This window comes from Halomonas caseinilytica (genome assembly GCF_001662305.1).
Lineage (GTDB): Bacteria > Pseudomonadota > Gammaproteobacteria > Pseudomonadales > Halomonadaceae > Halomonas > Halomonas caseinilytica.
Genome location: NZ_BDEP01000015.1, coordinates 272,045 through 280,899 on the forward strand (window position 1 = coordinate 272,045; position 8,855 = coordinate 280,899).

The window sequence follows — 8,855 nt, forward strand, 5'->3', positions numbered from 1 at the left end:
TTTTATCAGCACAACTCCGGCGGGAAGCATTCTTCCTGCGCGGGTGGCGGTGGTGGTTGGAATAGCCGCCGGGCGGCGGCGCGAACTTCTCGGGCCTCGAAGGCCGCGTCTTCCTCGATGGCGCGAACCTCCTCGCTCTGGCGCCATGCTTCGAATCGCTGGACCTGTTCAGCGAGCACCTCCGGTGAGGGCTGGCGGGGCGTGATATCCACCCCCGTACAGTTATTGACACAAGTCCAAGGGGCGCCGGCTCCCTGACCCTCCGCCCGCTGGTGGCGGGGGCGAATCTCCCAGCGAAACAGCCGGGTGAGGTATTCGGCCTGGCGGCCGCGTCCGTCGTTGACGACGAGGCCCCAGGTGGTCTGGACGGTTTCGCCGTAACGCCCGCGCGCCTCGAGGCCCTGATCGACCTCACCTGTGGCATGGCTGAACTCGTCGCGCTGGGTATCCATGCGCGTGACGCGCCAGGGTTTGATAGGCTGGTCACGGCGCGGTGTGTTGGGACCGCCCATGAGGCGCAAGAATTGATCCCACTGGCCGGCGTTGGCGGCCTGGCGAATTTCTGTGAACTGAGCAGCAGCCTGGGGCGTGGGCCGGGTGGCCTCCTCCCACTGGCGTAATTGCTCTTCCTGCTGCTCGGTGAGGCGACGAACCTCCCGCCAGACAGTGACGCTGGGCAGGCCCTGGAACTGGAACTGGCGGATGCCCCAGGTGGTCGCCCAGGCCTCGATGCGCGGGGCACTCTCGCTGAGGTCGTGGCCGTAGCGGTCCTGGTGGTCGCCCTCGACGCCATCGCGGGCGAACTGCTCGCCGTTGATGTTCTTCGAGATGTACTTGGCGACGTAGCCAGCCGCCGTCCCTTTCGTGTAGTCGATCTTTTCGACATCAAAGCGGGCGGTGGTCTTGTGGCCCCAGCGGTCGAGCAGTTCTTCCGGGGACTCGGCCTCGGCGTATTCGCGCAGGATCTCTGTCACGCGAGCCTCGGCACCTGGCTGCATCCAGAGCAGCAGGTGCCAGTGCGGGGTGCCGTCGTGATGGGGCTCGACTACGCGAATGCCGTAGACTCTGAGCCCCTCGCGAGCCAGCTTGGCGCGAGCTTTGGCCCACAGCGCTTGCAGGTACTGTTGAGCCTCGCGCGGGGTGGAACCGTCATACTTGCGGTTGCGCCGTGTGTTGCGCGACAGCACCGGGTGGAAGCGGCTCGGTGTGGTGATGGTGTAGAACATGCCGATGTGCCCGAGGCGTCGGGACTCGGCCTCGGTGTCGTTGATGCGCAGCATCAGTTCGGCACGGCGGTGATCGGGATTGGCTAGGCCCAGTTCGGCCAGCTCGGCGAGGGTATAGACCTGGCCGTCCTGGTTGATGGCCTCGAGAGTTTCCAACAGAGCGCGGTTGCGGACTTTCTGGGAGCGGCGGCGCTCGACCGTCATGTCGCTGCAGTAGATGCCGGCGCGCTTGTGAACGCGATGGGCTTCGCGCTGCACCTGCTCGAGGCGGCGACCGGCGGTGCGTCGCAGCTTGCGGCGCCACCACTGCGAGCAGGTAAGCTTGGCCAGTTGGACCGACTCGTCCAGACGCCGGGGCGGTGCCTCGATGCCGTGGGCGGCGGCGCGCCGACGGGCTGCCTTGAGGGCCATGTGATTGGCCACGCTGAGGCTCATCGGCGGGCGATAGTGCCAGCGGAAAACGGCCAGCAGCGGCACGCAGGGCATCATTGGCGACAGCGCGTTACGCGAGCGGGCGAGGTGTTCCTGGTAGTCGCGAACCTGCTGCGAGAGCGTCTCGCCCAGGGGCGTGACCTCGGGCAGCGCCGGCGGCAACAGGCCAAAGCGACGGCGACGGTTGTAGTCGCTGATGCTCCCAATGAGCTTCTGGCGTTCGTCCTCGGCGGCGCGGGCCTGGGCTTCGGCGTAGCTGACCAGAGCGTCATCATCGTGACTGGCGTTGAGGCCACCGACGGTGAGGCGCTGCTCGATACTGGCCAGCCAGCGACAGGCCGACTGGATGCCCTGGATAGTGGTCGGCTCGAGGCGCTGCAGGGAGGTGGCCCCGCGCTCGAGGTCGCTGGCGATCGGCGCGAAGCGGCGGTAAATGTGGCCAGGATCGACGAGATCCTGCGTGTTGCGGCGCAGCCAAGTATTGCCGGCGGCATTGCCGTGGCGCTTGGCAATGTAGACGAAACCGTTGGCCAGATCCTCGGCCAAGGTCGGCAGGGCCTCGAAGATACGCCCGCGCCACGTCACACATTCGGCGGTACCGAACTGCCTGGATTGCTCGAGCGCAGTCATGCTGACTCCTGGAGGTGCTTGCCGATGATGGATTCGACGCTGATCAACTGCTTTGCGAGCTTTTCGGCAGCACTCTCGAAGTCATTGGCGGCCGCGTATTGGCCAGCCCGACGCAACTGATCGGCGATACGCCGCATATCCCGGTGGCCATTCCAGAGGCTCAGCATGGTCTGGTTGATCATCACGCCACCCCGCGTTCGATGATGGCCAGCCAGTGCAGGGCCGCTTCGGTGTTGCCTTCGGCCAACGCCTGTCGGGCGTGGCCGGCAAGTTCGCGGCTTGGGTGTGGACGGTTGCCGGCGAGGTGTCCACGCAGCCGGCCGGCGTACTGGCTCATACGCTCGATGGCGGCACGTAGAGCATCGCGGGCTGACTTGGGCAGATCATGGATGGCCACGCGGGGGTCAGCCGACATGCGGGCACTGGCTAGCAGCGTGCGGCGCTCGCCGATAGCGAGATCGGCCCAGAGCGCGGCGAGGTCCTCGTCGGCGCAGCGGCTATGCAGTTCGGCGCGCAAGGCACCCCATTCGCCACGGTCCTGCTGGACGGGTTCAGCACTTGACCGGGCCGGTGCGGGAAACGGTCGAATATCGGCAGACATGCGGTTACCTCCCCGGAACGTCTTGAGTTCAGTGTTCAGCGCGGTCGAGGACCAGCAGGCGGCGGCCAACGGGCTGAAATGTGAGGCCCTTCTCGGCCAGGGACGTTGGCGCAACCAGGGCCAGCAGATCGGTAATGGTGAGCGCGACGCGCTCGCCGGCAGGCGTTCGGATGATCAGCAGGCGCGATGTACTGGCATCGACGTCGATGCGGTGATGTTTGTTGATCCCTTCGAGCTCGGCGAAGGCCTGCAGGGTGGCGTCCTCGGCGATGCTTTCGGTCAAGCCACTCTCGGTAACCAGGTGCTCGATGCTGTCCTGGATGGCATCGCAGCGACGCATGGTCTGGTGTTGCCAGAGCCTGGCGGTGGCCAGATTGGCGGGCTCGAGGTGCGGGGCCTGGCCGTTACCGCCTAGGGCGGCACCGTGATGGATGTTGAGCGTCATGGGGTACCTCAGCTTTGCGTAGGTGTGAGTTGCTCGATCAGAGCTCGTCGTGACGCCGGCTCGACCGGGATATTGATGTCGTCCCGAGGTGTCCGGCTGGGGTTGGTTGTAGTGACGAACTCCACCTGCAATTTGCCGCTCCAACTGCAGTGCGGATTGGTGCACTGGGCAAAGACCTCGTAGAAGACCGGGAGCGGCCGCCGGCTGGTGCGTGTGATGGCACGTTCATCGCAGTGCGGGCAGGTGATCCTCACCGATGACCTCCTGGTTGATGGACGGGGTAGATGGCACGGCGGCGTCCGGTGAGGCCGGTGGTGCCCTTGCGCAGGCGTCGACGCAGTAGCCACTCCGCAGCCTGGTCGAGCGATTCGAGCCCTTCGCTGTCACACACGGCCTCGAGGTATTGCTCGAGCTCGGCGTCCAGCGGCAGGCGCATTTCGTCGGGCGTTCGCGGCATGCGGTGCTCCTTGGGGACCTTTTTTGGGCCTGCCCTCATTGGGCGCGCTGAGCGAGAGTGGAGGCATACAGGTCGCCGGCGCCCAGCGTTTCGAGCGCTTCCTTGAGCACCAACTGGCGCAGCAGGGTGGCTTTCGATTCGCCGGTGTACTCCACCAGGGCATCGATCAGCTTGCGTTCCTGTTCATCGAGGTTGATGGCGGCATAGCGGGTGCGAATGCGCTTGACGTCCTGATACATGGCGGCAGTTCCTTGTTCGGCTCAGCGATCGGACTTAGGGGGAAATCCTCGACACCATCGATGACGCCATCCTTGATGCCGAGTAGCACAGCAGCACGGTGGGCCTCGCCCCGCAGTCCCTTCTTGCGGCCGGCCAGCAGGTCGTAGACCAGGTTCTGGTTGAGGTCGTGAGCGCGGCAGAAGCCGGCGACTGTCATACCGCGCCGGTTCAGCTCCGCCCTCGCTTGCTCGCGAGTCATGGGCCGGGGCATAGTGTGGTCCTGTGTGTGTGCGTGTGATTTCAATAGTGGAATCATATGATTCCATTGTCAACGGGAAAGTGAAATCTAATGGATTCTATTGGGATGCGTTTGCGTGAAGAGCGAGCCCGATTAAAGCTCTCCCAGACCGAGCTTGGTGACATCGCTGGCATCACGAAGAACACCCAGATGCTCTATGAAAGCGATAAGCGCAGCCCGAAGGCGGACTACCTCTCAGCAGTAGCGTCTGCGGGTGTCGATATAAGGTATGTAATTGAAGGCATTCGTTTGGATTCAATGCTGGATCAGGCAGGTGCCGCCTATCGCGTTACGGACGGCACACCGATTCCTGCCACCAACACCCCTGGTCCTGGGTTTGCTGAGGTAAATCTTTATGACGTGGAGGGTGCAGCCGGTGCCGGCCGCTCGTTGGAGCAGGAGCGCGTGGAAGGTCAGATTTACTTCCCGGAGGCACAGCTCACGTCGATGGGGATCAGCCCCGAGCAGGTCGCCGGCATTAAGGTGCGCGGTGATTCCATGGAAACCACCCTGGCCGACGGCGACTGGGTACTGGTCAACCTGGGCGATACCGACTTTCGTCAGGAAGGGGTATTCCTGCTGATGATCAGCGGCGAACGCCGTATCAAGCGGGTGCAGCGCCTGGCCGGTGGCGCGCTGTACCTGATCAGCGATAACGAGCACTACCAGCCCGAGATGATCCGCCCCGAGCAGATGCGCGAGGTGCAGATCTTGGGCCGGTGTGAAGTCCGAATCGGCAAGATTTTTTAGCCGTGAGGCGCGTTATTGCAATATTGCAATAACGCGCCTGACATGACCCAAAAGCCCCATCAGAGGGCTGTTTTTTTACGTAAGGGAACAGAGATGAAAAAGACCCTCCTGCTGGCCGCACTTCTATTGGTGGCCACCCCACAAGCCTTCGCCGCCGAGTGGTATGAAAATGGAACTCTACACAACGAGTCTGCCTTGGAGTGGCAAGACGCCAGCCACGCCAACAAGCTAGCTACGGCCGGGGACCTGCTAGCCGCCGCCTATCAGCAGGGGAGCTTGAAGCCCGAAATTGCGAACAAAATCAACGGCGTTGCCGATATTCGCCCGCTTGCTGAAACACTCGTTTCTCAGCTTGATGACATGTTCAAGCCTGAAGCCGACGAGGCCGCTAACCGCAAGATGTTTGCGAATCAAAAGGTCAATGAATCTGCCGCTATGCTGCTCATCATGATGGGCTGGGCTGATATGAGCTGAATTCGGTTGTTGAAAACTACTAGCCCTGGATGATTTGCCCCGACAAAATGCGCGAAGTAGAGGTTTTGGGGGGATGTGTGAAGATTGGGTGGGTTTTTTTAACAAATAGCTTAGATGGATACAGGGAGGGGGTATGCCAGAACTAACAGTGGCAGAGTTTTCTTACCTGGCAGTTATTGATCCAAGAAGAAAGAAGGGAAAAGAGAAAAAATATAAGAACAAAGGCGAGTACAGGCCGTACAAGGATTACTATCGACCTCTTAGAGAAAAAATCAAGGGGCTTTTTAAGCATAATCGAACGTTCAAGGATCTTCGGAATTATGCTGAAGGTGTCGATGAGAAAAAGAGGTCTAATTATAAAGCGATAGCGCTCAGCTTCATCAGATGGGCTGAAGGTAAAAATATCTATCATTATGACCCTAAGGTGGGGGTCTATACTGTCAGCTCAACGAGAGTAAGATGTAATCCGGAGCTGTTTTATAGGGTGAATGGTGAAGATCGGCTAATAAAGCTCCACTTTAGTGGAGCGGAAAGAATGTCTCAGCGTAGAGCGAATTATATTTGTTTTTTGGTTAGTGAATCATGCGAAGTCCCGGTCGAGAGTTGCAGGGTCTTAGATTTAAAAGAGAGAAAAGAATATAGGTTTAATGGGTTTGGTGAAGATTATGCTGACCTAGTCTTGGCAGAAGCGCTTCGTATAGAAGCAGACTGGGAAGAAATTTAAGAAAGTCTATTGCTGGTCATTGGTGGGGAAGGTGTTTTATGCGCAGGAAAGTTGTAAATATGGAAGTGACAGCTACGGCATATAGAATAAATAGTTGTCATTATAAAAATGGTAGGGTGCCTGCGACGGGTTTCCCCTCCCCAAAAGAGGTTGTGGAAGAGCTTATCCGGTGGGGAAAGGGGACTTCCGCTATAGAAAATACATTCACATATGCTACTGGGTTGAGAACTACTCCTAAACAAACCTATTTTGTTGATGGATATTACGATGCAGCCTCTAATGAGGCGGTCGTAGTGCTATGGAAGGAAGTGAACTCTAATAAAGGTGATATCTATGGGCTTCCTCGGTCTGACCAGCCTGGAGCAGCAGGTGAGGTTCAGAAGAATACTTTTGATATAAAAAAATATATCCCGGGTTTTCCAATTTATTTCTGGTTTCGGTTTCATGATAATTCATTGATAGCTTTGCTTTTTGATCATTCTGAAAGAGGGAAGTCGAATCTGGAAAACTATGTTGATGGCTTTATGCGCCATCGGGCTGGGAAGTGGGTTGCTGTTACAAAAGACTAAGTTGGTGAGAAAGATCTTGTGAATTCAGTTCATGGGTATGCGCCTGATGGGGATGTAAAAAATGTTGTGCCAAATGTGCAGCCGAGAGTAAGTTTTTCTATACTTAAAAGTGGCAACACACTTCCTCTTCTAATTGAGAATCTTGATAAGATAACTAGGTTGAGAAGGACTGAAAAATTCCTGATGGCATCAGATGCTGGCGAGGAAAAGACTTCAGCTGAGAGATTTAAGGAAGCGAAGGTTTTTAAGTATGGGATTTTTCAGGGGCTAGGATCAAAAACAAGAAGCTATACTAGTGTGCGGTATAAAAGCGAAATCTCTTGGAGGCCGACTAAAGAAGAGGTTGTTGATCTTCATGAAAAAGCTTTGGAGGCATTTGAGAATGGCGATCTCATAGGGCTTTCTGCTGTAACTAACGAGTCTCAGTCCATCTCGTTTCTTGGGAATGCTGTTAGGGAAGAAGTAGACTTGGAGTTCTCCAAAAGCTATACTGGTTTTATTGATGCTGAAGATCTATATCAGGCAGTGAATAAGAAAAGGAAGTCTTTGCCATAGGGGGGCTCGTCATGTTTCTTCGATTGCTAATCGGGTTTGCTGTGGCAGCGCTGCTGGGTTGGGCAACACATGGACGGCTGGAAGAATTTTCTAGAGAAGACTTTTCAGAAATTCTGTCAGTACTGCTTAATGTTTCCTCCATAATTTTTGCAATTATAGGGGCTTGGATTGCCATAATTTACCCTAATGCGATAAAAGACGTTGGCCATCATGATAGGGAAGATGTAACGCAGACTCTTAATGAGTCTGTTAAAGATGCCAATTATCTCTCTGAACTTTTTCAGATAGTTTTGCTATCCTCGGTTGTTATCGTTAGTGTGATTGTCATTAAGGTGGCGCTCCCGATTTTAAAAGCTTATACCTATTTTGGGATTGAAGTGAGTGTATTAAAGTCCTTGTCAGTCGCTGCTGCTCTTTTTCTAACATTTGCACAAATAAACTCTATCTCTGTGGTTGTTGAGAAGAATTTTCATCTTTTGCAAAGAATTCGTGATAAAGTGAGAAAGGAACGTGTCAAGAATGACTCTTGAATCATGAAATGTGTGGTTGCTTCGCTCTTTATAGCTCCTCTCCGGAGCTCTCAACGAGTGGCGGAGCTCGGTAGAGGGCGAAACTGAAGGGTGAATGAACTGGCAGGGAAAAGATGCGAGTGAACTACTTGGGCCCGGCGTGTCTGGGTATCGATCATCCTGCGCTGGAAGGTTATGATCTGACACGTTTCACGCCAACCTGCTACTTGGTAGAGGTAAGCGAAGACGCCGGCGGGGGTGGCCCGCTAATGGAAGGTGATCTATTGGTGGTCGACGAGCAGAAGCCTGCTCAACACGATGACCTGGTGGTGATGGAACTGGATGGCGAGCAGCGGCTGTTCAAGAGCCACCGGATCGGCGGGCGGATGAGGCTGATTCCCACCGCCGGGCCGCGGGAGTCGCTCTGGGCCCGGCAGTCGGACCTGAGGGGCGTAGTGGTGAGTCAGGCTAGGCAATATGGTCTGTAAAGGATTGCAGTAGATACCCGAGATTGATTAAATGCCCATGTGATTGCCTGTCCCGGAGCCCTATGAGAGTCCCTTGGGGTGGCGACAAGGGCTCTAGTAGCCTGAAAACGCTTAGTCTCTCAGGGCTAGCACTCCTTCGGTGTCCAGGGAGACCTGGCGGTGTACAGGCGTCACACGCCCAGAGAGGCCTTCCTTCCCCTACGCAATTCGTGCACTGAATAAAACCGGCTCTTCATCTATTTCAGTGGGTTAGGTGTCATTTCCAGCCCGCCGAAATGAAACAGGATCGCCGTCTTGAAACGTGCTTTGCTGCGGTATCCCTTGGCCCTGACTCTCAGTCCCCGAATCTTGCCGTTTAATGCCTCGGCCAGCCCGTTGGAAACTCTCAGCCGCATGGCGTTGAGAATGCCCCAGAGCTTCTCTTCCACTAGCCATGCTCAAGTCACAACCGACCAAAGAACTAAAACCTTAGATAAAC

15 protein-coding genes and 1 pseudogene are annotated in these 8,855 nt (G+C 56.6%); 7 read left to right on the top strand and 9 right to left on the bottom strand.

Annotation, left to right across the window (positions count from 1 at the left end):
• Nucleotides 1-5 precede the first annotated feature (5 nt).
• The 8 genes from A9O65_RS10010 to A9O65_RS17585 are packed head-to-tail and all read right to left on the bottom strand — an operon-like array spanning nt 6 to nt 4,326.
• Nucleotides 6-2,288: a replication endonuclease gene (locus tag A9O65_RS10010; protein WP_064702041.1), complete on the bottom strand. Its 2,283-nt coding sequence runs from the start codon at nt 2,286-2,288 to the stop codon at nt 6-8.
• Nucleotides 2,285-2,470: a hypothetical protein gene (locus tag A9O65_RS10015; protein ID WP_064702042.1), complete on the bottom strand. Its 186-nt coding sequence runs from the start codon at nt 2,468-2,470 to the stop codon at nt 2,285-2,287. The genes A9O65_RS10010 and A9O65_RS10015 overlap by 4 nt, the downstream gene beginning before the upstream one ends.
• Nucleotides 2,470-2,889, bottom strand: coding sequence for a P-loop NTPase family protein (locus tag A9O65_RS10020; protein ID WP_064702043.1), 420 nt, complete (start codon nt 2,887-2,889; stop codon nt 2,470-2,472). The genes A9O65_RS10015 and A9O65_RS10020 overlap by 1 nt, the downstream gene beginning before the upstream one ends.
• A gap of 28 nt (nt 2,890-2,917) precedes the next feature.
• Nucleotides 2,918-3,334 carry a hypothetical protein gene (locus A9O65_RS10025; RefSeq protein WP_064702044.1) on the bottom strand — a complete coding sequence of 139 codons (417 nt, stop codon included), beginning with the start codon at nt 3,332-3,334 and terminating at the stop codon, nt 2,918-2,920.
• An 8-nt stretch (nt 3,335-3,342) separates the two neighbouring features.
• On the bottom strand, nt 3,343-3,681 hold the full coding sequence (locus A9O65_RS17580; protein WP_369691739.1) for an ogr/Delta-like zinc finger family protein: 339 nt from the start codon (nt 3,679-3,681) through the stop codon (nt 3,343-3,345).
• A complete protein-coding gene (locus A9O65_RS10030; RefSeq protein WP_064702045.1) occupies nt 3,585-3,791 on the bottom strand; it encodes a hypothetical protein in 207 nt (68 codons plus the stop codon). The genes A9O65_RS17580 and A9O65_RS10030 overlap by 97 nt, the downstream gene beginning before the upstream one ends.
• 35 nt (nt 3,792-3,826) lie before the next feature.
• The gene (locus A9O65_RS10035) at nt 3,827-4,030 is read right to left on the bottom strand and encodes a hypothetical protein (protein WP_064702046.1); all 204 of its coding nucleotides are present in this window, start codon (nt 4,028-4,030) and stop codon (nt 3,827-3,829) included.
• Entirely contained in the window at nt 3,958-4,326 is a 369-nt protein-coding gene (locus A9O65_RS17585; RefSeq protein WP_369691740.1) for a DNA-binding protein, read from the bottom strand. Before A9O65_RS17585 ends, A9O65_RS10035 begins: the two co-directional genes overlap by 73 nt.
• A 48-nt stretch (nt 4,327-4,374) precedes the next feature.
• On the opposite strand from A9O65_RS17585, the gene A9O65_RS10040 reads away from it, so the two are divergent.
• The 7 genes from A9O65_RS10040 (at nt 4,375) to A9O65_RS10050 (ending at nt 8,377) form a co-directional block, all read left to right on the top strand.
• Entirely contained in the window at nt 4,375-5,058 is a 684-nt protein-coding gene (locus A9O65_RS10040; RefSeq protein WP_064702047.1) for an XRE family transcriptional regulator, read from the top strand.
• A 93-nt stretch (nt 5,059-5,151) separates the two neighbouring features.
• Entirely contained in the window at nt 5,152-5,532 is a 381-nt protein-coding gene (locus tag A9O65_RS10045) for a hypothetical protein (RefSeq protein ID WP_064702048.1), read from the top strand.
• Between the two features lie 133 nt (nt 5,533-5,665).
• On the top strand, nt 5,666-6,256 hold the full coding sequence (locus A9O65_RS17220; RefSeq protein WP_139180644.1) for a hypothetical protein: 591 nt from the start codon (nt 5,666-5,668) through the stop codon (nt 6,254-6,256).
• 59 nt (nt 6,257-6,315) lie between these two features.
• Nucleotides 6,316-6,825: a hypothetical protein gene (locus A9O65_RS17225; protein ID WP_139180643.1), complete on the top strand. Its 510-nt coding sequence runs from the start codon at nt 6,316-6,318 to the stop codon at nt 6,823-6,825.
• A gap of 18 nt (nt 6,826-6,843) precedes the next feature.
• Nucleotides 6,844-7,380, top strand: a complete 537-nt coding sequence (locus A9O65_RS17230; protein ID WP_139180642.1) for a hypothetical protein — start codon at nt 6,844-6,846, stop codon at nt 7,378-7,380.
• 11 nt (nt 7,381-7,391) lie between these two features.
• Nucleotides 7,392-7,910 (top strand): hypothetical protein, encoded by a 519-nt coding sequence (locus A9O65_RS17235; protein ID WP_139180641.1) that lies wholly within the window; start codon nt 7,392-7,394, stop codon nt 7,908-7,910.
• 119 nt (nt 7,911-8,029) lie between these two features.
• On the top strand, nt 8,030-8,377 hold the full coding sequence (locus A9O65_RS10050) for a LexA family protein (RefSeq protein WP_139180640.1): 348 nt from the start codon (nt 8,030-8,032) through the stop codon (nt 8,375-8,377).
• A gap of 236 nt (nt 8,378-8,613) precedes the next feature.
• Here the strand turns inward: A9O65_RS10050 and A9O65_RS10055 are convergent.
• Nucleotides 8,614-8,793: pseudogene (locus A9O65_RS10055) on the bottom strand (transposase); the annotation flags it as partial.
• Between the last annotated feature and the right edge of the window lie 62 nt (nt 8,794-8,855).

Coding starts and splice junctions, on each gene's coding strand:
- A9O65_RS10010 (WP_064702041.1), bottom strand. CDS start 2,288: ATGACTGCGCTCGAGCAATCCAGGCAGTTCGGTACCGCCGAATGTGTG.
- A9O65_RS10015 (WP_064702042.1), bottom strand. CDS start 2,470: ATGATCAACCAGACCATGCTGAGCCTCTGGAATGGCCACCGGGATATG.
- A9O65_RS10020 (WP_064702043.1), bottom strand. CDS start 2,889: ATGTCTGCCGATATTCGACCGTTTCCCGCACCGGCCCGGTCAAGTGCT.
- A9O65_RS10025 (WP_064702044.1), bottom strand. CDS start 3,334: ATGACGCTCAACATCCATCACGGTGCCGCCCTAGGCGGTAACGGCCAG.
- A9O65_RS10030 (WP_064702045.1), bottom strand. CDS start 3,791: ATGCCGCGAACGCCCGACGAAATGCGCCTGCCGCTGGACGCCGAGCTC.
- A9O65_RS10035 (WP_064702046.1), bottom strand. CDS start 4,030: ATGTATCAGGACGTCAAGCGCATTCGCACCCGCTATGCCGCCATCAAC.
- A9O65_RS17585 (WP_369691740.1), bottom strand. CDS start 4,326: ATGATTCCACTATTGAAATCACACGCACACACACAGGACCACACTATG.
- A9O65_RS10040 (WP_064702047.1), top strand. CDS start 4,375: ATGCGTTTGCGTGAAGAGCGAGCCCGATTAAAGCTCTCCCAGACCGAG.
- A9O65_RS10045 (WP_064702048.1), top strand. CDS start 5,152: ATGAAAAAGACCCTCCTGCTGGCCGCACTTCTATTGGTGGCCACCCCA.
- A9O65_RS17220 (WP_139180644.1), top strand. CDS start 5,666: ATGCCAGAACTAACAGTGGCAGAGTTTTCTTACCTGGCAGTTATTGAT.
- A9O65_RS17225 (WP_139180643.1), top strand. CDS start 6,316: ATGGAAGTGACAGCTACGGCATATAGAATAAATAGTTGTCATTATAAA.
- A9O65_RS17235 (WP_139180641.1), top strand. CDS start 7,392: ATGTTTCTTCGATTGCTAATCGGGTTTGCTGTGGCAGCGCTGCTGGGT.